The following is a 21772-nucleotide window of genomic DNA, read 5'->3' on the forward strand; positions in this document are numbered from 1 at the left end:
TTGTTAAGTCAGAAACTATAGTTTAATTCAAGATCTGTCCTTCTGCTAATTTTTTGATAATTCTTCCCATTATCTTTTTTTAACTTGCAGACTCCTAAGATTAAGCCTGTATACAAGTTTTGATAACTTCATTTTCCAGATTTTTAATAACCCATTTCCAATTCCGGCTACCATATATCCTGTTTCTATCAGGTTCTCTGAGATATTTCTTTTCAGATATAACGATTGATCAGGCAAGATTTATCTTGCAAAAAATAGCCGGAAGTATCAAAAGCTGAAAGCTCATTCTCTTTTATGGATTCAAGAAATACCTGCTTTATTTCTCAATTTTTTCTGCCTCTGTTATCAAGTTCTCACACAAAGAGTTATAAAAAACTCCCCATTCCCTTTTAAGCTTGACCTTATCACTTTTTTAATTTAAAATGTTCTTTACTTTTTGGCTACAATAATATCCAGAAATGGTTTTGGTGTTACTTCCCTTAGTATTCTTTACTGTCAGTTTAACAGTATATTTTCCTGCTTTACTGTATTTATATACAGGGTTCTTGGCTGTTGAATAAGTTCCATCTCCCAAGTTCCATTTCCATAACGTTGGACTATTGGCGCTTTTATCAGTATTTCTAAATAAGGAAATTAATTCCCTTACTCAGGTTTCAGAAATGACACTTAATTTTTTCTTTTGACTCTTATATTTATAAAAGTTAAATTATTAGATAATTGTGAGAAAAATTGACTTTACCAATTATAGAGGCGCTGGGAGAAAAAAGAGAGGTGCAATTTTGGTAGTATCTTGAAGGCTTGCTATCAGGAAATACTGATTAGAAAAAGAAGATGAGAATTGTAGGAAGCAGTGATGTAGCTTACTGCGTGTCTGCAGACACACAATGTCTGTTCACAAAGTTAGTTATAATTTTTTAATTATAATTTTTTATAAATAACTTCCAGACTTTTCCCTTGAAGGCCAGCTTGAGGTTAAGTAATATGCCCAAAATCTTTAACGATTACATTCTGGAAAAGATGGAAAATAAGAACGCGAAAAAGACAGGGAAAAGTAGTGAAAAATGATAAAACAGTATTTATAGGCTTTGAGCACTGAGTAATAAATCGGTTGTAAGGTGGTTCACAAGGTTGACTTTCACCTATGAAGTTATATTACGGGATCAGTTTTGAAGCTGTCCTGAATTTGCTTCATTTTACGGATACGCGTTAATGAAGTTATATTACGGGATCAGTTTTGAAGCTGTCCTGAATTTGCTTCATTTTACAGATACGCGCAATGAAGTGTATTGCGGGATCAGATTTCAAGCTGTCCTGAATTTACTTCACAGATTACTCCCTCATGAACCAATTAATTGTATGTAAATCATATTATAAAAACATAATGATTAAATTGGATATTATTAAATCAGTTTATTAAAAGAATCATTCCAAAACTTGGTCACCACTATTTTATTTGATTAATTTCCCGAATTCTGTCTCAGGAGGACGGTGTCCTTTTCGCTCCGCTGCCTGTAGCAGGATGAGTTTATACAATTCCGGTTATTTCAATCGATACTGAAAAAAAAGTAATTATTGGCTTTAAAATAAGTAAGAAAACTGATCACGAAATAAAACATGCAAATGCTTTGATAAAACAAGTTCAAAGAGAAAAGAAAGCAAAATGTTATTTGATGGATAAAAGATATGATTCGGAAAAACTACATTCTTTTATTAGAGAAGAAATTAAGGTGAATTCAGTAATTCCAGTGAAAAAAAGAAAAAGAACATCCATTGATTTATCTAATTTTTATTGTCACTGTTATGGCTATAATATCGTTATTATTAGTGCTCCCATATTTACAAGTAAAGTATCACGGGATAACTAATACTACAAAAATGACAACGTTAAAAACCAGTATCGTGGGACGTTGGTTTAAATAATTGGAGAAGGTGCTGTACTAGTAGGTCTTTATTTTGCTTGGGGAAATCTTACAGTTGCTAGGGAAAGCCAGCTCACCGAACGTTTTACTAGAGCAATTGAACAGTTGGGAAATCCAGCAATAGAGATTAGGTTAGGTGGAATATATGTACTTGAAAGAATTGCAAATGAATCTGATAAAGACTACTTGCCAATAATGAAGATTTTAGCTGCGTATGTTAGGGAGAAATCACTTATTAAAAGGGGAAATACAGAAAACAAAGATTCTGAAGAACAAGAGAAGGATAAGGAACTTTCTACAGATATCCAAGTAGTTCTTGAAGTTATATGTAAGCGTGAACACTCATTCAATGAGAATTAGATCTACGAAATGTAAATATACGGAAAGCCAGACTTTCTAAAGCTCACATTGAGTGTGCTGATCTTAGTGAGCTGATATCTGGGGAGCTGACCTTGCAGAGGCTTCACCTTAAATCCACCCAATTGTATAAGATCCATCTTGAAGATGCTGCCCTTGTAGCAGCTCATCTTGAAAATACTGACATGGTAGGAGCTCATCTTGAAAGAGCTTATCTTCAAGGGAGTGATCTTAAAGATGCTACTCTTATGAATGCACATCTTGAAGATGCTCATCTTGAAAATGCCGTTCTCGTAAGAGCATTCCTTGAAGAAACTCACTTTGACAGAGCCCATCTTGAAAGAACTCACTTTGAATATGCTCATCTCAAAGAAGCTTATCTTATTGATACTCACCTCAAAGGAATTCATTTTGAAATAGCTAATCTTGAAGTAGCTCATTTTGAAGGAGCTGATCTAGAAGAAGCCCATCTTGAAGGAGCTGATCTAAGAGGTGCTAACATTAAAGCAGTTAAGAATTTAATAATTGATCAACTTTTTAATGTCAAAACACTTTATAAAGGAGAATTAGACGACGAGCTTGAAATTCCATTAAAAGAGAAGCGTCCTGATCTGTTTGAAAAAGCCTTATGAAAATAATCGATTAACAATTTTAAAATGCATTATCAGAAAAAACGGCTACGCAAAATGCCAGTTTCTTAAGATTATTTAAGATTAAAAAGGTTTTGGGGAAAAAGAATCTAGCTACCTGCGAAACTTCGAATGAATTCATATCTGTATGGAAGTTTTCGTCGTATATTATTTCTTTATCCGATTTGAATACCTGATTTGGTATGCAAATACTTAACTAAGCGGCTAAATATCCAGTTAAATCCCTAGATACTTAGTTTAATTATTTCTCAGTTAGTCCTTTATGTCGTCATGCAGTGATTTGTGGTTTCTATTTCTTTAATTTCTACTCGAAAGGCAGCAAGCTCATTATACGAGCTTTATTTCATACCAGTCCGAGAGTTCTGCATCAAGAACCCCTTCATGGACCATCTTCTCGATCTCGTTTTCAACCTGGCCGTAAGTGAACTTATAGTCGTACGAGATTGCGGAGATGACATCCGGACTATGGCAGAATCTGTTCGGAAACGCTTCATTGAACATTGCTACGTTTTCGAGAATCAAATTCCTGAGTCTTTCCATTTTTATATCACCTCTTTTTTATTGTATTTAGTTTTCTGTTATCTTAGGTTTTGGTTATGCTTCCTAACAATCACTATATTCACTTGCCAACTATATATAGGTTTTCCTAATATTCTATATATTTATATTATATCTTTAAACATTTGCTAAATGGAATATGTAATGTTAATAGGCTGTGATTTGGAACTTGGAGCTTTCAGAATAGAATAATTTCAAAGCTTGGATATTTGAAGGTAATAAAATCAAGCTGAATAGAAATCGAGATGGATATATCAAGATGAATAAAAACCATGATAAAAAGAAAACCAAGATAATATACAATAAGGAATAATATAAACTAAATATAGATTTGTGAAATTAAGGAAAAATCTAAACTCAGAAAAAAGGACAGCGAGAGGCTACAGGCTTAATCTGTCTCATATAGTCAGGGTGGCAAATGGCTTCAGAAAAGTTCCGATTCCGGAGTTTACAGTCCACCAGCACTGCGGGGCTGCAACTTACCTGTTCTTTGAAGAAAGGCATTTTATCCGATTACAGATTTTATTGATGTCAATGGTTTCCTTGAGTTCATAGAGGAAGTAACCCCTATATAAATGGGAACGGAAGCCGGGTCCGAATCCTTGCAAAGGTCATAAGGGAAATACCAGGGTACATTGACGAAAGCAGGGGACCAAAATCAACAAACATAGCCCGCATGATCCTTGATGTACTTAAATCCAAGGATTAAGAAAATACAGTGCGTTTCCATAGAAACACCCTGTTCATCGGAATAATGCACTTTAAGGATCTGTATAATATAAACCTCGAAAGAGTCAAAAGTGTGGAGTTCATTATGTGTGAAGTTCATTATTCTACACCAGACGGCAGGATAATTCCGTTTTGCACATACAACACGCTTTATAGAGATTCGGTTGAACTTAAATTCTCAACGCCTTATATGCTAACGAATAAACTGGGTAGCAATGACGTAAAAATATAACTAATGAAAGTCAGAAATTGGAATCTAAAATAATCTGAGATCAGAGGAGAGTTACAAACTATCAGAAGGGTTATCAAAAGAGTTATCAAAAATCGTATAACGAAAAGCCTTTTAGATTTTTAAAGTGATCCATAAGGCCTGGTCCAAATTTAATGTAGTTTAGTTCTGTACTCAGTTAAGTTACTACTTATTTAAGCTATTACTTATTTAAGTTATGACTTATTTAAATTACGTACCTTATTTGTACGTCTTCTTTATACATCGGGACTGACCCTATGGACCAAGTATAATTATGTAAGTTATAGTATAATAAAACAATGATATATGTCTACTTTTTAGCGGTACTGCGAAAAAGGTGCAACCTGATTTTGAGGCTTGAGTTCAAGTTCCGGACGAGCCACGAACAAGCTAAGGGCAGGCTATTAAAAAGGGTTACAGATAAATCCGGCGAATTACCCATAATACGGGGCAGACTTTCCTGATAAAAATTAAATAATTACCTGACCCAGGCTGGCCAGCCAGATTTATTCAGGCACTGATATATTCAGTCCTTAACACATCCCCAAGGCCGTAAAGAGCTTCTTTAAATCTGCCTTTGACCTCTCAACAAAAACCCCTCTTGTTCCCGAGATCATAACAATCCAGTCCCCGCCGCTGTACATCCAGTTTTGCTGAGGCACCCAGTTCATTTTATAGAGCTGCGTGTAAGCGCTGGCCAGAGCATCGAACATTAGATTCACGGCTCCGCAGAATTTGGCGGTCATATCAGCCATCTCTTTTGGCATTCCATCCCTGGACTTATACTCCACAAGCTTTCCTTCGGGACTGAAAATCCCGGCTGCCATTACCCCATCAAACTTCAGAAGCTCATCTAAAGAGAGATTACACTCTTTTCCATTCATATACTAACCCCCAACTAAATTCAGGATATCCTATCAAAGGTTTATGCCTATGAACTTATACAGATGAACTGTTAGCTAATCTAAGAATTTCCGAGCGGTTTCATCCTTCGAATTGCCTTTTACAATCCACAGGCTTTCCCCCATCCTCTATGAATGACTCAGTTCAGCGAAATAATGTTCCTTCGGGCCTTGTTTTGCATAAAGGAATAAAAAAGGGATTAACATGATATTATATATAAATATCAAATTAAAAAAAGAAAATTAAAAACTTAATTTTAGATCAAAGTTTCTAATGAATTATAATTTTCTCAGGTTAGAGAAATTAATGAGAACTCGAGTTTCAATTTTCTTATTCCTTTCCTTTCCGCACATATTTTCCTTAATTTTTCGCTCACAGACACCAATATTGAAGTAAAAAAAGCTTTTATACTTCGCATGTACACTGAGAATCCATGAAAATCTGGCCTCTAAAAACAAAGGTTCAAGAAAACACAGCACCTGAAAAAGCAGTTATAGAGAACACAGGCCTCAAGAAATTTCAGGTTCCGCAAAAAGGAGAAGCTGGCTCCTTCTGGGAAAACCGGGGAGACCGATACCACTGTGGAGTTGACCTGTATGCTCCTGAAAACACGGAGGTCGTCTCGATTGAAGAAGGAATTGCCGTAGAAACCGGTCTGATGACCTCGCCTGAGATATTGCCTTACTGGAACTCGACTTATTACGTGATTATCAAACATAGCAGGGGGCTGTTCTGCAAATACGGAGAACTTTCAGGCTTTAATGTGAGAAAGGGAGACGAAATAGAAGCAGGAAATTTGATAGGGCGTGTAGCGATGGTCCTGAACTCCAAGAAAATTGATAGTTCCTGCCCGCTTTACATCCAGAAGCTGAAAAACAAAAATCCAAGTATGCTCCATTTTGAAGTCTGGAGGAGTGAACCCATTACCGCTCACAGGAATTATCTCGGAGGCAACTGGTTTGCCGAGGAAAGACCTGAAAACCTGGTAGACCCTACCGGATACCTTGAACGATTAGATTTGTAATATCCTGTTTTCATACTCGACAACCACCTGTGATCTTATATAATAAAGAAACTAAAGTTTTTATCAAGCAAGGAATGTAGGAAATACTCACAGCTTGTTGCCATCTTAGCTATCTGGTTGGTATTCTATAGAAAATGTGAAATCTAAAGCGTTGGGAGCCGAGGAGAAAATAAAGCAATTTGAGAAAACTTACGTAATCAAAAATTATTACCTTGTTATTGGAGGGGAAAAAGCCTATTTTTATAAAATTAATTTGAATAACATTTCTTTTCTTCTAGGCCTTGGCATCCCTGAATACATCATCCCTGCGGTTCCCTGCCACGAGGTTGCATATATACTTCCTTCTCTTCAAAAACTCCCTCTGAGGCCGGAGAAAGACGGACATCCGGAGGAAATAGAGAGCGAAAGCCAGACCAAAAGCCGCCAGGTAATTGAGATCTTTATCCGACCTGAAGACGAAAGGCCCATTTCTTTTTTCGAAAAGCTTGTAACCTCCTTTCCTGACGATGTAATCGCAGGAAGTTACCCTGAATACGGCATGCTGTTTTTATCTTACGCCAGGAAAGGAGAAATCTGTCCTGATGGCTGCCCGGGCCCAAGAGACCGCTGCCCTACATTTGAGCGGAAAAAGCCAGAACCCATTACGGAATATACGGGAAAACTTCTCCGGAAGCTGCCAGGCTGGGTCTTTGAGAGCCACCAAATGAAGCCGGGCATAGGAGGGCTGGAAATGAGTTCAAGCAAAACCTGCTGGAGATCCTTGAGTTTTTAAGAGACATTAAAGAAAACAGGAGCCCAGATAGGTCTGAAAACTTTGAGGGCAGGACTTTTTTAGTTGCTACCACCTGCACATGCTAGGGGGTATTTAGAGCTTTTGGGTAATATATCAGTTTATTGAAATGAGATTTTTTGACCACTAAAACTACGTTTTAATCTTCCTTCTTTTCCTCAACTCTCCATAAAACACATAAATAAAAGCCATTCTAAGTCCATTACAGCCATATTATCAACTTGTAAATAGGCTGAATCTTCTGGAGTTCCTCAACTATATTATCAAATATAAAAAGTTATCTTTCAATATGCGAGAGTTGCCCAGCCAGGTCAAAGGCGTCAGACTTAAGATCTAACATGCAGGACTAAACAAAAGCAGGAAGTAAATCCAACCAAAAGGATAAAAAGTAAAGAGATATAAGAACAGGCAAAAATAAAAATATATTTATCAGTGTGCGAGGGTTGCCCAGCACGGTCAAAGGCGACGGACTTAAGATCCGTTTACGAAGGTATTCGTGGGTTCGAATCCCACCCCTCGCACTGACTTTTTACATAAGACTTTGGGTTTTTCCTTTTTTATTTTCTTTTATACAGAAGTACTGCAAGCAGGCTGGCTATTCCGTAATATATTTCAAATCCTGTCGTTTTCAGGATTTCTTTTTGTTCTGCTTGTGGTTCTTTATTTTCTGTATTGTTTTTATTAATTGTTTCAGGGTAATCAACCTCTATTTTTGTTGTAGTTTCAGATGGTTTCACTGTGCCAGTTATTGCAAATGAAGAGAACCCTGAAGTTTTGGCTGTGAAATACAGGAATCTATCATCTTTTCCTGAAAGACTTACTGGGAATTGCTCCCATTTTTTATCATTGTATCTGTTCAGAGTGATGGAATCAGGATTAATCTTTTTTTCCTTTATCCAGACTTTTTCAACCTTGAAACAAACGACTGGATTTTCAATATTTTTTGAGGTTGCAATCCCTCCGTTTTCAACCCAGACATTAAAGAATTTGTAAACTTCTCCTAAAGGTGATCCAGAAACCAGAAAAGATTTTCCTTTGAGCTGTTCAGCAATGGTTGTGGTCTTGCCAAAGGTCTTTTTTGCATCAAAGCTCACATAAACGACACAGGTTGCATTCTTAGGGAAATCAAACTTTACAAGTTTCCCATTTACAACAGTAGCTTGTGAGAGTTCCTTTATTTGGACATTACTTTGAGGTTCAGGGGAGCCACCTCCACCTCCTCCACTGCTGTGGCTACTTCCACCGCTTGAGCTACTTGGTGTAAGTACATTTATTATAGCAGTTTTTGAAGCAGTTCCATTTCCGTTGCTTACCGTCAGGTTGACAGTATAGGTTCCAGGACTTGCATATACATAAACCGGATTTGTATCACTGGAGTCAGGCTGTCCGTCGCCATTGAAGTCCCAGATCCTTGAGGCTGCTTTCTGGGAAAGATCGTTAAACTGCACTGTCAGGGGAGCATAACCCTCTGTAACATTGCTATTGAAGTCTGCAACAGGGAATATTGATTGTACTTGAAGAGAACCTATAAACTGCCCGAAGGAATTAGGACCATGTCCTACACTCATAGTTGCTGTAACCTTGTTTGTCGATGTGTCAATTACAGAGACATTATTGCTAAGGTAGTTAGTCACATACACCTTTGATCCATCCGGTGTGACTGCAACTCCATCAGGAGTACTTCCTACAGGAATTGTGGCTATAACCTTGTTGGTAGCCGTGTCAATTACAGAGATTGTGTTGCTAAGGCCGTTAGTCACATATACTCTATTTCCATTCGGTGTGACAGCAACTACATCTGGAAAGGATCCTACAAGTGCTGTGGCTGTAACCTTGTTTTTTACTGCGTCAATTACATAGATATATCCGTTATTGCTTCCTTCGTCGCACGCTACATATACCCTTTTCCCATCCGGACTTATTGCAACTCCACGAGGATTGTTTCCTACAGGAATTGTGGCTATAACAGTGTTTGCTGCTGTGTCAATTACAGAGACAGTCTTGTCATCGAGATTAGTCACATACACCTTTTTCCCGTCCAGTGCAACAGCAACTCCAAAAGGAATTTTGCCTACAAGTACTGTGGCTTCAACCTCGTTGGTAGCCGTGTCTATAATTAGGATCGTATTGTTGCTGGGATTTCCCAAATCGGGGTGTGGCACATATACCCTTTTTCCATCAGGAGAAACTGCAACTCCACGAGGGGCGTTTTCTACAGGAATTGTTGCTGTAACTTTGTTTTTTGTTGCGTCAATTACAGATATAGTATGGCCAAAAAAGTTAGTGACGTATACATTCTTTCCATCCGGTGTAACAGCAACTCCCATAGGATAGTTTCCTACAGGAATCATGGCTGTAACCTTGTTAGTAGCCGTGTCAATTACTGAGACATTGTTGTCGCCGGAGTTCGTAATATATGCATATGGACCTACACCGACTAGCTGCATTACTGTTATTGTAGTTAACCTTGAATCTGTACCATTTTCATTGATTGCTGTCAGATTAACTGAATAGATTCCTGGATCTGCATATTCATGAACTGGGTTTTTTTGTGTAGAATTACTTCCATCTCCAAAATCCCAGTTCCATCCAGTTGCATTTTCTGAAAGGTCAGTAAACTGAATTGAGAGAGGAGGATAACCCTCGGTAATGTTACTACTGAAATTTGCAACTGGAAGTGGATTAGTAACGACTATGTAATTTGGCTTCACTACTTTATTATTACCTGCGTCATTTCCCGCAGTCAGACTGATTGTATAACTCCCTGGCTTGGTAAATGTGTGCGTTGCATTCATGGCATGTTTTGAGTAAGTCCTGTCCCCAAAATTCCAAATCCAGGAAGTAGGTACTCCGCCAGTGCTGTTATCGGTGAATAACACAACTAGAGGTGCAGCTCCATAAGTTGTGTTTGCAGTAAATTCAGCTACAGGTGGCAAGGTGTTTGTGGCAGAAAGGTCACACATATAGATACCAGTGTTATTAACCTCACCATACCCATCATAGTTACCGTTTATTCCCCATACAATAGTATCATTGTATATATCAGGTGTTGTGTAAGTATCTCTTGGATAAATATAGACTGGAGTGCTTTTTGCAGAAGGAATGTCATAAACATATACACCTGCATAACCAAACTGGTCATCGCCAGATTTTGAATATACGATTTTGTCCCCGTTTATGTCAATATGAGTGCCCGTGTCGTCTCCAGCGTCAGTATATGAGTCTGCGTATTCAGGTAAGGTATTACCTGTATTATCACTGGTAACATCTATAGCCTTTTTAGTGACAAGATCATACATTTGTATAAATCCATCCCTAGAGTAGAAGTTTGACCATATCACTTTATTACCATATATATGGGGAATAAATATCTGGCTAGAAGAATCTACTTTTATAGGCTCATTAGTATTAATATCGTAAACCGCTATGTTTCTCCCATCTGCATCCTCGTAGCCATATGCTATCTTGGTATCACATATGTCAGGACTATTACCCTTCGCAATTTTAGTTTGTGTAGAAGTCGATATATCCCGCATATATATGCTGTAGTTATAGTCTAATTCATTGTAATTTGCACTCCAAACGATTCTATTGCCGTAAATAGAAGGAATGCTGCTGTTGTCCACATCCTCAGTAATATAAGACCGAGCACCCGAAGGTATATCATAAACTGTAAGTCTTGGCACTCCACTGCTTTCATCACGCCAAACTAATTTGTTACCGTAAATAGCTGGATGAGATGCTGCAGAAGAGCTAACTGTGGTGTCTGTTCTGGCGGTTAAATCATAAACGTGAATAACACCACTGTCCGTCCATACAACTTTGCTACCATAAATAGCAGGATCAGATCCATTACCAATTCTCGTCACCTGTGCCGCTGAAGCCACGGGTGAAATTAAAATTGAAATCATAAAAACTAAGGTTGCTGAAGCTAAAGCTATCGAATACAACTTTTTCTTATTTTTCATTTTATTCTCTTTGCCCCCATAGGATTCAGAAAATGTTAATACTGATACACCCTAATATTCTTTATATATATTGTTTTCAAAACAGAACTATATTTGAGATACGTTCTTTGTATTCATAGAACCAATAGAATGGAAGTTATCAATCAACGTTATGTAGTCTAAAAATATAATTACTGTTGTTAGTAAACAATTTATCTGAGTTGGCATCTTGCTTCATATAATGTAAAATATCCTTAGAGAAACCAGTTTTTCCAACCACGATGATGTATGCTATATAAAAAATCAACATGACAACAATATTTCTGTGATTGACACATCCACAAACTCTGTTATAGCCACCATGCATGTAAGAGAAAAGCCTGTAGGAATAGCAAAAGAAGCAATGAAAAGAGTAATGTAAGAAATTTCCGTTCGAAAATTGATTTTAAAAATCCGTAATCAAAGTCTGCCTCGTGTTTCTTTCTCTTAGTCTTGAGACCCCTAAACCTACTAGTCTAATTTTTCGTGTTCCAATGAACTCAGAAAGCAATTGCATGGCGACCCTTTTAATTACGAATATATCCGAAGTCCATACAGATACAGTCTTCGACCGTGTATATGTGGAAAAATCCTCGAAGCGCACTTTAAGGGTTACCACTTTGAAAAGAAATCTGTCTTTTAGAAGAGCTCTATGAACGCTTTCAGCAAGCAATTCCAGAAAGCCAGCAATTTTTACTGGATCATTTGTATCTTCCGAAAATGTTCCGCTCCTACTTATTGACTTTACCGCTTCCTCCCATTCCTTTACTTCACTGAAATCCAGACCATGTGCCACCTGTTTCATCCATAGACCCATTTTACCGAACCTTTCAGAAAGCCGCTGAATATCGCAGTTTGCTAGCTCTTCGACTTTAGTTATTCCCATCAGTTTAAGAGCCTCGGTTGTTTTTCCACCTATACCAGGGATTTTTGAGACATCTAGAGGAGAAAGAAACTCTTGGACATCTTCAGATCTTATAACGGTCAACCCATCCGGTTTCTGAAACTTTGAAGCGATCTTTGCAGTTAGTTTATTCGGTCCGACCCCCACTGAACATGTAATTCTTTCCTGCTTCAGGATTTCGTCCTTTATCCTTAGAGCAATTATTGCAGCTTCTTCAAAATTACTGACAGCAACCGGCACTAGAAAAGCTTCATCCACGCTAAACTGCTGGAATTTCTCAGCAAACCCTCTCATTATCTCCATTATGTTCGCTGAGACCTGTGCATAGAGTTTCATGTTCACAGGCACAAAGGCAGCATCTGGACAAAGTTTATAAGCCTGTGAAACTGGCATTGCCGAGTGTATCCCGTATTTCCTTGCCTCATATGAACAAGTGCTAACGACTCCCCTACCTTTTCCTCCATTTGGGTCTGAACCAACTACAACTGGTAGACCTTTAAGTTCAGGATGCTCTCTAACTTCAACTGATGCAAAAAACGAATCCATATCTACATGGAGAACAATCTGCTTTTTGGTGGTGTTTATAGGTTGAGTGTGTGAGAGCATCAAGGCAATATTAGATGAAAAAATATTAAAAGGCTTGAGGAAGCTATGTGAAAGTATTAACACGGCTAAAAATTGCTATTAACCTAAGGTGCCTAATCCATTAGGCAACAATGCTATTAGCTAAGAAAAACATTAAAGCTGCAATTTCCTCTGTGGTAAAAATCTCTGCCAATTCCCTATCGAATAGTATAGTCACTTCAGGTGGAAGCTCTTTATCTGCAAACCAAAAAATAAACTTGACACGAACATTTGGAAAGGTAACCAGCTCTACCGAGACATCACTACCTTCAACAAGCTCGCCTCCAAAGCGACCCGTCAGATTCTTGATCAAACTATCTGGCTCTTCTCTAAGGCTTTTTAATATCGGTTTAATTGTATTTTTCTAAAAAGCTGGATAATAGCTTGGTCCACCCCTAAGTTCTTTGAATGAAATCCATTCCCCTTTCTGGTTATACCCATGCTTTAGGATGCCTATGAGGTAACGAAGGATAAGTACTGATATTTCCTTGCTTGCAGGAGAAACAGATGACCTCATCAGCACGATCTTATCGATTACTTTTACTTCATAAATATCAGTTAAAAATTTGACGGTGTATTTTTGAGAAGGAGATAGCGCTACAATCTTCGCATGCCTTGTTGAGTGCGATCTCGTATGTCACGGTCTTTTAACTCCTTATTGTCTGTTATTAATATAGGACTTACGCGATTGAGATATAAAATAAAATGCAGACAACCTCATCAAAAGTACTATGGTTTGGACAGTTAAGTATTCACTGTACCTGTTTTTCTGTTCAACTGCGTAAGTTCGATAATTTATAAAGCGGTATACATGTTTGTAAGGTTAAGCAGACTGTTCCAAGTCACTTCGTTGAGCGGATGTATAAGGCATCTTAGAAGAGCATTGAATGGTAGCTTGATCGTGTGCTTTTACATCAGAAAATCTAGTGTTCTTATAAGCCTCCATTACATCATACACCGTCTCAAAAATATGTTCTTTGCCAATTAAATCGATAAGACCATCCTTTATTAATTCATCCATGACAGGGGAAACAACATCGCACATGACCAATGTTATTTTTCGCATTTTAAGTTGGTTATATATGACTCTCATCGTTTCTATGGATGTATAATCAATGTCATCTATGTTAGTCGCAGAAATACAGAACCATCTTATTGGATAACTGCTCTTTACAAGCGACAATATTTCGTCCTCAAAATGACCTTCATTAGCAAAATAAAGATTTGCACCAAAGCGATATATTAACAGTCCCTCTATTGCATGTTGATTTGTTGATAATGGAACTGTCTTCGTACAGCACTCATTTTTAGGAACAATCAATAGATTAAGTGGTTTATAGCTGTGTCTCAGGTGAACACTTATCGAAAGTATTATTGCAATACCAATACCGGCTTCCACATTAAAGAGAATAACAGCTATCGCAGTCGCAACTGCTACTACAAATTCCACACGACGATGTTTATAGAGGTCGAGCATTCCATGCATATCAATTAAGTTAAATCCAATAAAGAAAACTATGCTTGAGAGTACAGCTGTTGGAAGGTATGCAAATGGTTTTGTGAGAAAGAGTAAGAATGCCGCTGTAACTGCCACGGCAACAAGTTGAGTAAGTTGTGTACGTCCACCTGAGCGTCTTACTTCCTCCGTCTTTGTTGGACTTCCATTAACTACAAAAGTTCCCGTTATTCCTGCAGCGATATTTGCAAGTCCGAGACCAATCAATTCTTTATTTTCATCGAACGTATCGGCGAATTTGATGGAGTATGCTCTTGATGTTACAATACTCTGAGCAAGGATTACCATGAAACACGCAACAGATGTACTTACAATTGATGGTATGTCAGAAAGTGGTATAGTTGGTATAGATAATGCAGGCAAGCCTGTAGGTAATTCACCAAGAGTTGCAATTCCATAAGAAGAAAGATTCCAGAACCAGCTTGCGGCAATTGCGGCAATGACTGCTATTAACATACAAGGAATTTTACTGTATTTTATCCTACACGGAACAACTATTAAGAGCACACAGACTGATACAATGAGTGTAGGGACACTAAGATAGTGTATATTTTCTACCAATAACACAATGCTCGTCAATGTACCAAAATGACCTGAAGGCACTCCTAACATTCCATTAATTTGTGATATAGAGATTTGAATTCCAACACCGGTAAGAAATCCAATTAAAGCCGTATGTGAAAGAAAATCCGCAAGAAAACCCAATTTTAAGAAACCAGCAAGAAGAAGGAGAATTGCCGCAATCAATGCAATAGTGCTTGCGTATGCAACATATTCAGAAGAGTTAGGTAATGCCATAGTTGCCAACCCACTGGCAATAATAGCTGCGGTTGCAGAATCTGCACCTACGACAAGATGACGTGACGAGCCAAAAATAGCAAAAGCCACCATTGGTAGTAGCAGTGTATATATACCTGTGATTACTGGCATACCTGCAATTTTAGTATACCCCATACCTTGTGGAATTGCTACTGCTGCAAAACTGAGGCCAGCAACGATTTCCATAGGAATTTGCATTGGATTGAGTGGCAATAATCCTTGTAAAAGAGATAAATTAAATAAGTGCGCCACGTTTTTCGGATACTTCATGCTGATTCTTTAACTAAGGGACTATATATGTCTTATGAATATTGAATATATATAAGTATAGGTACATATATTGATATATATCATTACTATAAATATATAGTTGAAAGTTATAGACTCCCGATAACTTTACAGAACTGTTTTTTTGTAGCAAGATTCTTTGTCTCTATAAGAGACTTAATTTTAAAATCTTACCTTAATAAAACCGTATTCTCTGAGATGAACTCTAATTCTTTGATTAGGAATCTCAACTGTTTCAAGGGGGATATTCTTAGTATTATCAGGATTCACCAAACGATTTGATTTTAATCTTGTTAAAAAATGCCATTATTTCTCCCTGATAGCTTTAAGGTTATTTACGCTTGCATACCATGTATCAAACATAACATATCTACGCCTAAACTTACGTTCTTCAGCCTTATCAATTATATCAAGGAAATGATCATTCTTGGTTTTATTGTCTTCATCGATATTATAAATGCGAAAATCGATAGGTAAGACGACAGTATCATCTGTTCAGATTAAAGTAATCAGACCAATTCCCTTAACAGTACAATGATGTTTCCCACTCCACTGATGTCGAACAAACCCCATCTTTTCAGAATAAGGTTTATCAAGTACTGTGTCATCAGCAATCAGATAGCCTTATTTAAATGTAACGAATTTTTTACTTCAGTCCATAGGGGTTCTGTATCTAAAGGTTGCTTTTGGAGGAGACGAGTAAAACAGTCATGAGAGGGAGCATTGGATGTAAAGGGGTAAGAGCGAGCAGCTTCAGTACAACTAAAAACTGTTGATGCAGCAATAAGAAAATTAATGTAATCAAGGTCAGTGAATTTGGATGGATTTATTGACATGACTTTAGCCAATTTTATAATTTTTGTAGTAAATAATTAATTCCAAATGATTTTAAGTTTGCGGAGATCAAATATGCGTAAGTCCTGTTTTATATAAAGACTAAAATTACTAATTATAAGAAAAAAGGTTAGCGCCATGTGTGGAGCATATGGACTTTCAGTACGAAATATACAAAATCTTACTGATAAATTTTATATTGTAAATGCTTTAGATAATTTCAAACCAAGGTGGAACATCAGACCAGGACAATCAAATCCTGTTATCGTAAGTCAAGGAAATAAGGAAATTGAGTTAATGGTTTGGGGATACTACTTCACTTTGCCGCTGATGATCAATATAAATACAAAACAATAAATGCTAAAGCTGAAACAGTTGATACGTTACCTATATTCCGTCACTCGTTTGTTAAGAAACGTTGTCTTGTACCTGCTACCGGATTTTACGAACCAGATAAAATTAATTTTATAAAACAACTCTTCCCCTGACACTACTTCAAGATAAAAGATAACTCAATTTTTTCCTCTGCTGGACTGTATGATGTTTGGAAAAATAAAAACAACGGGAAAGAAAGACCCAGTTACTTGATCATTACTACAGTACCTAATAAGATTGTTGGCAAATATCATGATCGAATGCCTGTTATTTTAGAAAAAGAGGATGAAGACATAGGGTTAGATCCTGATATTGATGAAGCGAGTCAGCTTCGCCCATTATTTAAGCCCTTTCCGGATGACAAATTGGAAAAATGGGAAGTTGGAGCTAAAGCGAGAAATCTGAGAAACGATTCTCCCGAAGTTATTGAGCCACTTAAAAATAAACAACGAAACTTGTTTTAAGCACTAAACAGAAATGAAGTACAGGTATTATGTATAAGACATTACGATAATTCAGTTAAGATCTGGAGGAGCGCTGAAAAAAGATGTGAAGGAGCGATATAGAGTCTCAAGGCTGAGTCCTCCGGAATCCTAAAGGAACTATAAAAATATTTTACAGCCATAATTAATACTGCCTTTTCTAAATTTTCACTTAGGCAGGTTTTTGTAAAAGAAATTAATATCCAGAAACTTCCTTTCACCCAAAATATCTTTTTCGCTCAGTTAGAGAACGTATTTTAAAATTAGTTAAAGTGGCGTCCTTGAGAACTCTGGCAAATTTTAACTAGCCTGGGAACTATTGAACGGCGCATCAGACAGTTTCAGAAAATTGTGCAGTTACATCATCTTAACATTTCCAAGGTCGAATTATTAGAGCCAAATGAGATTGAAGAACTACTACCTGGAATTTTTGCCGCAGACTTCTATAATCATTTTGGCGAAAACTCGAAATTCTACATCTTTATTGACACTTACGAAGCTCTCTGGGATGGTCCGAGGAATAAAGGTAGTTTTCATGAAAAAGATAAATGGATAAGAGATAACCTTATCCAAAACATGCTTGGGGTTTCTTAGGTAATCTGTGGACGAGAGAGATTACTATGGGTTACAGAATGTGATCCTGAGTGGGATATGTATCTAGAACAACATTCAGTAGACGAACTTCCAGAAAGCTATTGCCAAGTATTTCTAAGAGAGTCTGGAATTGATAACAAAAGTATCCAAGATATAATTATTAAAGCTAGCGAAGGAGTTCCTTACTACCTTAATCTGTCTGTTGATATCTATGAAAAAATAAAAGTCTACAAAAAAAGAGAGCCTACTCCCGAGGACTTCGGTAAGACACAACCAGAAATTTTCAATACATTTGTGAAATATTTGGGTTGCAATGAAATTCGAGCACTGGAAATACTCTCAGCACCTAATTTTTGGGATCACAACCTGTTCTATATTATCTGAAGAACCTGTTCTATGTTATCTGAAGAATCTTATGTTACCTGATAACTCAGTAAAATCGTATTGTAGTAAAATAAGTAAGGGGAAACCAAAAATAGATCTGCTATCAGACCGATATATGAAAGGGGACTGTATGGATGCATGTGTGGGCACAAGCGGCTGGTATTATGATTGGAATAAAAAGAGAAACCTTGATTGGTTTATCCAGAACTCCGGGCTGAACAGTGTTGAACTTAATGCCAGTTTTTACAGGTTTCCCTCGCCTGAGCAGATTGAAGGCTGGAACAGGAAGGGAACGGGACTCCGATGGAGCATAAAGGTACACAGGTCTATAACCCACTGGCGACAACTCAGTGAAAATTCCCTGGAAATCCTGGAAAGTTTCCTTGAGCTTTTCGAACCCATGGATCATTTTGTTGATTTTTACCTCTTTCAGGTACCTCCAAAGTTTGATGATGTCGAAAGGGTGCTCAGGTTTGCAGAAGCCGCAAAACTCGGGAAGAGGTTTGCCCTGGAGATCAGGAATAAAGCGCTGCTAGGAAATGACGAGGCATGTGCAGAGCTTATGGGAAAAGTGACCCTTGTGTCCGTAGACTCGCCCGACTACAGGAACCGCATCTTCCCCGGAAAAACCGTGTACATGAGGATGCACGGAAGGGACAGATGGTACAGTTATAATTATTCCCAGGAAGAAATTAGCAAAACTATCAGGAAAATTCATGTATTCGGGCCTGAGAAGACCTATATTTATTTCAATAACGACCATAATATGCTGGAAAATGCAAGAACGGCGTTGAAAGTCTTCTCAGGTTTGTAAACCTTGAATTAATTCCTTAATTCAAAAAAGCCTGGTTTATCCTGAAAGAAATGATTGTACTCAGTGGAGTTAGTTCTCATTTTTCTTGTTAACCAGAGAAGTTCTGTTTTGATTGTTAACCTTTATTATGAATAAATTATTATATTAAAAGGTATATTCAAAGGTTAGTATGGAGATTCTGAGGAGTTAAAAATCAGGTGCCTCAAAATCAAAAACGAATTTTTGAGAATCCAACCCACAACAAAGAAACCATTTTACCCAGAATTCCCTATATATATAAAAAAGAAGTGAAATATATGTTCTGGAGTAAGGACTATATTGTAGAAAGGCTGAGCAAAATCCCTAGAACCCTGGAAGACATCTCAATAGAAGTTTTTGAAGGTGTATCCCCCACAAGCGATTTTTTACAAAAAGCTGGCCTTTCAAGCAAGAACTGCACAGATGCATCCTACGCCTGCAGAGATTCCCACATAAATGTGAGCATACACCAGGCAGGTATGGAAAAGGAACTCATGTACCCTTATGTAGACAATACCATCTCGAACGAATTTGCGGTTCAGCCAACTCAGTACCAGTTTATGCTGCCTTATGAAATCCTTGACAATAACATAAGGAAAGAATACAGGATATTTCAGCCCGAGGAACTGAAAGCAAAGTTTCCTGTAGCTTATAAACATCTAATGGAAATCAAAAAAGAGTCGGAGACCGAAAAACAGGAATTCGTTTCGGCTGACTACCGTTTTGAAAACGAAAGTTTCCTGCGGTATATAAACACACCTAAAATCATCATTACCAGCAACTCCCGCATGCAGGCCTCATATGACCCGGCCGGAAAGAACGTTTTTGCAAACGGAGTAGGAGTTGTTCTCGGAGATCCCACACTCTATCTTTATGTCACGGCTGTACTCAATTCTTCGATATCAAAGGCTTTTCCTGAGATCTGGAGCCGTGAAGGGGTACAGAGCAGAGACAAACTTAATTCACAAATGCTGAAAAGGTTCCCAATTGCATTCCCTAAAAAAGAGAATACCGAGAAAGTTATAAGCACAATCTCCCGTTACCTGATTTATCTGAACAGGCAAAAACAGATGGCAAAAGCCTATGCAATACCCGGTTACCAGGAACTTATTGACTTCTACAAGAGAATTTCGGATCTTCTGGTTCTGGACACATACATCACGAATGACCTTGATCCAAAACTTCTTGACGTCCTTGCCGAAAACATCACGGCATCCGATGGAAGATTCGAATACAGTGACGACATAAATCTCCTGATCGGACTGCAGGAAATAAAGAAGAATATTCTGAGTTCTCCGGACTTTGGGAATTGCAGGTTCAGTAACGAGTTCACAAACATTCTCGCAACTCTGAAAAACAACACTGTCTGGTAAGAGAAAAAACTCAGCCAGCCCCTGATTTATTTTCTTTATCGGCTGTTCTGACATTTTATTTTCCAGACACTTTGACTTTCCATTTTCCGGATTTTCGATTTTCTTATTTTCCGGATGTCTCGGCTTTTTATTCTCAGTACACTCTGAATTCTCTTTTTCGAATACTACGATTCCTGGCCTGAATTCTGTGAGCTGATGCTACAACTAAGGGGCTGATACTATGTTGAGAGGAGCACGCCGTTTTCTTAGCTTAAGGCGACAGGAACCATAGAGATAAAAAGTAATTCTCAAAATCCTATCCGATCGATCCTGTTAGGCCTCCACGGAATCGACCTCCATAAAAAATATAAAATTTTTAATATATAACATTAATCAGATACAGATTGACTATCCAAATAAAACCGAAAGAGAGTAAATAAACAGAGAATATGCAGAGAATACTCCGAAAATAGACATAAAAGCTGTAAAAACATTTTTTCCGTAAAAACACGTAAAAAACAATATATACGAGCGGTTCCTTTCCTTAATGAATTATGACACAACAGAATTAAAAAATAATTAAATTATATTTTCTTATCAGGTTTTAGCTTTTCAGATTATTTTCAGTAATTGGCAGAAAAAGGATTCAAATGACAATCAAATGTAAAAAATGCAATCATGAAGCCATCGTTTTTCAGAAATATTCTGGGATGCACCTCTGCAAGAAACATTTTGTAGAAGATGTCGAGAGGAAAATCAAACTGACAATTCGAAAAGAGTATAGCATCCACAAAAATGATGTGATAGCTGTTGCCCTGAGCGGGGGTAAGGACAGCTCTGTTGCCCTCTATGTAATGCACAAAATTCTGGGAAATAGGCCGGACATTGAAATAGTTGCAATTTCGGTGGACGAGGGAATACATGGATACCGCCCCCATTCCCTCGAAGTTGCAAAAAGCCTCACGAAGATGCTCGGGGTGCGGCATATCATAAAGTCCTTCAAAGAAGTACACGGAGTAACTATGGACGAGCTGGCTGCAATGGACCGGGAAAAAGGCGCATGCAGCTACTGCGGCGTTCTCAGGAAAAACATTCTTAATAGAACTGCGCTTGAAATCGGGGCAACAAAACTCGTTACAGGGCATAACCTAGATGATGAAGCCCAGACAATTCTTCTCAACCACTTAAGGGGAGATATGGAGCGCATGGTCAGGCTTGCCCCGCCTGCAGCTATTGAAGGTCTGGTCTTGCGGGCAAAACCCCTGAGGAATATCCCTGAGAAAGAAGTGGCACTCTATGCCCTTGTAAATTCCCTTCCTGTGGACTTCAGCGAATGCCCGTATGCAGGAGAAGCTTTACGAGGAGAGATTAGGGAGCTTCTGAACAACTTTGAGGCAAAACATCCGGGAACCAAATATTCTCTGCTCAGGGGCTTTGACAAGCTTGCAAGAGCACTTATTAAGGAAATGCCGCCCGCAAAAATCGGAAAATGCAGGATTTGCGGGGAGACCTGCACTGAGGATGTGTGCCAGACCTGCAAATTGCTCGGCCGGGCTTAAAAATAAAAGATAAAACGAAATTAAAACTAAAACTAAAACTAAA

At 37.9% G+C, this 21772-nt stretch carries 19 protein-coding genes, 1 tRNA gene and 3 pseudogenes; 13 read left to right on the forward strand and 10 right to left on the reverse strand.

Features of this window, described 5'->3' with window-relative positions; all coding sequences use genetic code 11:
• Positions 1–412: 412 nt before the first annotated feature.
• Positions 413–634, reverse strand: a complete 222-nt coding sequence (locus tag BP621_RS01325; RefSeq protein ID WP_292387547.1) for a PKD domain-containing protein — start codon at positions 632–634, stop codon at positions 413–415.
• Between the two features lie 913 nt (positions 635–1547).
• On the opposite strand from BP621_RS01325, the gene BP621_RS17165 reads away from it, so the two are divergent.
• The 3 genes from BP621_RS17165 to BP621_RS01335 all read left to right on the forward strand — a co-directional run bounded on the left by BP621_RS17165 (position 1548) and on the right by BP621_RS01335 (position 2908).
• On the forward strand, positions 1548–1865 hold the full coding sequence (locus BP621_RS17165) for a transposase (protein ID WP_394339275.1): 318 nt from the start codon (positions 1548–1550) through the stop codon (positions 1863–1865).
• Positions 1866–2024: 159 nt separating this feature from the next.
• On the forward strand, positions 2025–2279 hold the full coding sequence (locus tag BP621_RS01330; RefSeq protein WP_292387519.1) for a hypothetical protein: 255 nt from the start codon (positions 2025–2027) through the stop codon (positions 2277–2279).
• 92 nt (positions 2280–2371) lie between these two features.
• Entirely contained in the window at positions 2372–2908 is a 537-nt protein-coding gene (locus BP621_RS01335) for a pentapeptide repeat-containing protein (RefSeq protein WP_292387521.1), read from the forward strand.
• Between the two features lie 345 nt (positions 2909–3253).
• On the opposite strand, the gene BP621_RS01340 is transcribed toward BP621_RS01335, so the two are convergent.
• From BP621_RS01340 to BP621_RS01355, 4 genes are all read right to left on the reverse strand, one after another.
• On the reverse strand, positions 3254–3466 hold the full coding sequence (locus tag BP621_RS01340; protein WP_048106658.1) for a hypothetical protein: 213 nt from the start codon (positions 3464–3466) through the stop codon (positions 3254–3256).
• Positions 3467–3841: 375 nt separating this feature from the next.
• On the reverse strand, positions 3842–3988 hold the full coding sequence (locus tag BP621_RS01345) for a hypothetical protein (protein ID WP_292387522.1): 147 nt from the start codon (positions 3986–3988) through the stop codon (positions 3842–3844).
• A 154-nt stretch (positions 3989–4142) separates the two neighbouring features.
• Complete coding sequence (locus BP621_RS01350) at positions 4143–4313, reverse strand: hypothetical protein (protein WP_292387524.1); 171 nt, start codon at positions 4311–4313, stop codon at positions 4143–4145.
• 683 nt (positions 4314–4996) lie between these two features.
• Complete coding sequence (locus tag BP621_RS01355) at positions 4997–5347, reverse strand: DUF2173 family protein (protein ID WP_292387526.1); 351 nt, start codon at positions 5345–5347, stop codon at positions 4997–4999.
• Between the two features lie 452 nt (positions 5348–5799).
• Here BP621_RS01355 and BP621_RS01360 point away from each other — a divergent pair, with 452 nt between their 5' ends.
• The 3 genes from BP621_RS01360 (at position 5800) to BP621_RS01370 (ending at position 7701) form a co-directional block, all read left to right on the forward strand.
• Entirely contained in the window at positions 5800–6390 is a 591-nt protein-coding gene (locus BP621_RS01360; RefSeq protein ID WP_292387528.1) for a M23 family metallopeptidase, read from the forward strand.
• Positions 6391–6526: 136 nt separating this feature from the next.
• Entirely contained in the window at positions 6527–7162 is a 636-nt protein-coding gene (locus BP621_RS01365) for a hypothetical protein (RefSeq protein ID WP_292387530.1), read from the forward strand.
• Between the two features lie 454 nt (positions 7163–7616).
• Positions 7617–7701 (forward strand) — tRNA-Leu (locus BP621_RS01370).
• Between the two features lie 36 nt (positions 7702–7737).
• Here the strand turns inward: BP621_RS01370 and BP621_RS01375 are convergent.
• Complete coding sequence (locus tag BP621_RS01375; protein WP_292387532.1) at positions 7738–11148, reverse strand: PGF-pre-PGF domain-containing protein; 3411 nt, start codon at positions 11146–11148, stop codon at positions 7738–7740.
• A gap of 274 nt (positions 11149–11422) precedes the next feature.
• Between BP621_RS01375 and BP621_RS01380 the strand changes: the two genes are divergently transcribed.
• Positions 11423–11548 (forward strand): hypothetical protein, encoded by a 126-nt coding sequence (locus BP621_RS01380; RefSeq protein ID WP_292387549.1) that lies wholly within the window; start codon positions 11423–11425, stop codon positions 11546–11548.
• 24 nt (positions 11549–11572) lie between these two features.
• Here BP621_RS01380 and dinB read toward each other — a convergent pair whose 3' ends face one another.
• The 4 genes and pseudogenes from dinB to BP621_RS17295 form a co-directional block, all read right to left on the reverse strand.
• Positions 11573–12676 (reverse strand): DNA polymerase IV, encoded by a 1104-nt coding sequence (gene dinB, locus BP621_RS01385; RefSeq protein WP_292387534.1) that lies wholly within the window; start codon positions 12674–12676, stop codon positions 11573–11575.
• Positions 12677–12776: 100 nt separating this feature from the next.
• Positions 12777–13298 (reverse strand): annotated as a pseudogene (locus tag BP621_RS01390) (DUF3786 domain-containing protein).
• A gap of 219 nt (positions 13299–13517) precedes the next feature.
• Complete coding sequence (locus tag BP621_RS01395) at positions 13518–15299, reverse strand: SulP family inorganic anion transporter (RefSeq protein ID WP_292387536.1); 1782 nt, start codon at positions 15297–15299, stop codon at positions 13518–13520.
• Positions 15300–15488: 189 nt separating this feature from the next.
• Positions 15489–16153, reverse strand: a pseudogene (locus BP621_RS17295) (transposase); the annotation flags it as partial.
• 136 nt (positions 16154–16289) lie between these two features.
• Here BP621_RS17295 and BP621_RS01400 point away from each other — a divergent pair.
• From BP621_RS01400 to BP621_RS01425, 6 genes and pseudogenes are all read left to right on the forward strand, one after another.
• Positions 16290–16990 (forward strand): annotated as a pseudogene (locus BP621_RS01400) (SOS response-associated peptidase).
• 369 nt (positions 16991–17359) lie between these two features.
• Complete coding sequence (locus BP621_RS01405) at positions 17360–17602, forward strand: hypothetical protein (RefSeq protein ID WP_292387538.1); 243 nt, start codon at positions 17360–17362, stop codon at positions 17600–17602.
• 57 nt (positions 17603–17659) lie between these two features.
• On the forward strand, positions 17660–17986 hold the full coding sequence (locus BP621_RS01410) for a hypothetical protein (protein ID WP_292387539.1): 327 nt from the start codon (positions 17660–17662) through the stop codon (positions 17984–17986).
• 115 nt (positions 17987–18101) lie between these two features.
• The gene (locus BP621_RS01415; RefSeq protein WP_292387541.1) at positions 18102–18800 is read left to right on the forward strand and encodes a DUF72 domain-containing protein; all 699 of its coding nucleotides are present in this window, start codon (positions 18102–18104) and stop codon (positions 18798–18800) included.
• A 296-nt stretch (positions 18801–19096) separates the two neighbouring features.
• Positions 19097–20191, forward strand: a complete 1095-nt coding sequence (locus BP621_RS01420; protein ID WP_292387543.1) for a hypothetical protein — start codon at positions 19097–19099, stop codon at positions 20189–20191.
• Between the two features lie 629 nt (positions 20192–20820).
• Complete coding sequence (locus BP621_RS01425; protein ID WP_292387545.1) at positions 20821–21729, forward strand: TIGR00269 family protein; 909 nt, start codon at positions 20821–20823, stop codon at positions 21727–21729.
• Positions 21730–21772 lie beyond the last annotated feature (43 nt).

Source organism: Methanosarcina sp. UBA5 (assembly GCF_002505485.1).
Lineage (GTDB): Archaea > Halobacteriota > Methanosarcinia > Methanosarcinales > Methanosarcinaceae > Methanosarcina.

Bases quoted from the DNA above. Each gene is read 5' to 3' on its own strand.
- BP621_RS01345 (WP_292387522.1), bottom strand. From the start codon at position 3,988: ATGCCTTTCTTCAAAGAACAGGTAAGTTGCAGCCCCGCAGTGCTGGTG.
- BP621_RS01415 (WP_292387541.1), top strand. From the start codon at position 18,102: ATGAAAGGGGACTGTATGGATGCATGTGTGGGCACAAGCGGCTGGTAT.
- BP621_RS01340 (WP_048106658.1), bottom strand. From the start codon at position 3,466: ATGGAAAGACTCAGGAATTTGATTCTCGAAAACGTAGCAATGTTCAAT.
- BP621_RS01395 (WP_292387536.1), bottom strand. From the start codon at position 15,299: ATGAAGTATCCGAAAAACGTGGCGCACTTATTTAATTTATCTCTTTTA.
- dinB (WP_292387534.1), bottom strand. From the start codon at position 12,676: ATGCTCTCACACACTCAACCTATAAACACCACCAAAAAGCAGATTGTT.
- BP621_RS01410 (WP_292387539.1), top strand. From the start codon at position 17,660: ATGTATCTAGAACAACATTCAGTAGACGAACTTCCAGAAAGCTATTGC.
- BP621_RS01420 (WP_292387543.1), top strand. From the start codon at position 19,097: ATGTTCTGGAGTAAGGACTATATTGTAGAAAGGCTGAGCAAAATCCCT.
- BP621_RS01355 (WP_292387526.1), bottom strand. From the start codon at position 5,347: ATGAATGGAAAAGAGTGTAATCTCTCTTTAGATGAGCTTCTGAAGTTT.
- BP621_RS01375 (WP_292387532.1), bottom strand. From the start codon at position 11,148: ATGAAAAATAAGAAAAAGTTGTATTCGATAGCTTTAGCTTCAGCAACC.
- BP621_RS01360 (WP_292387528.1), top strand. From the start codon at position 5,800: ATGAAAATCTGGCCTCTAAAAACAAAGGTTCAAGAAAACACAGCACCT.
- BP621_RS01350 (WP_292387524.1), bottom strand. From the start codon at position 4,313: ATGAACTTCACACATAATGAACTCCACACTTTTGACTCTTTCGAGGTT.
- BP621_RS01425 (WP_292387545.1), top strand. From the start codon at position 20,821: ATGACAATCAAATGTAAAAAATGCAATCATGAAGCCATCGTTTTTCAG.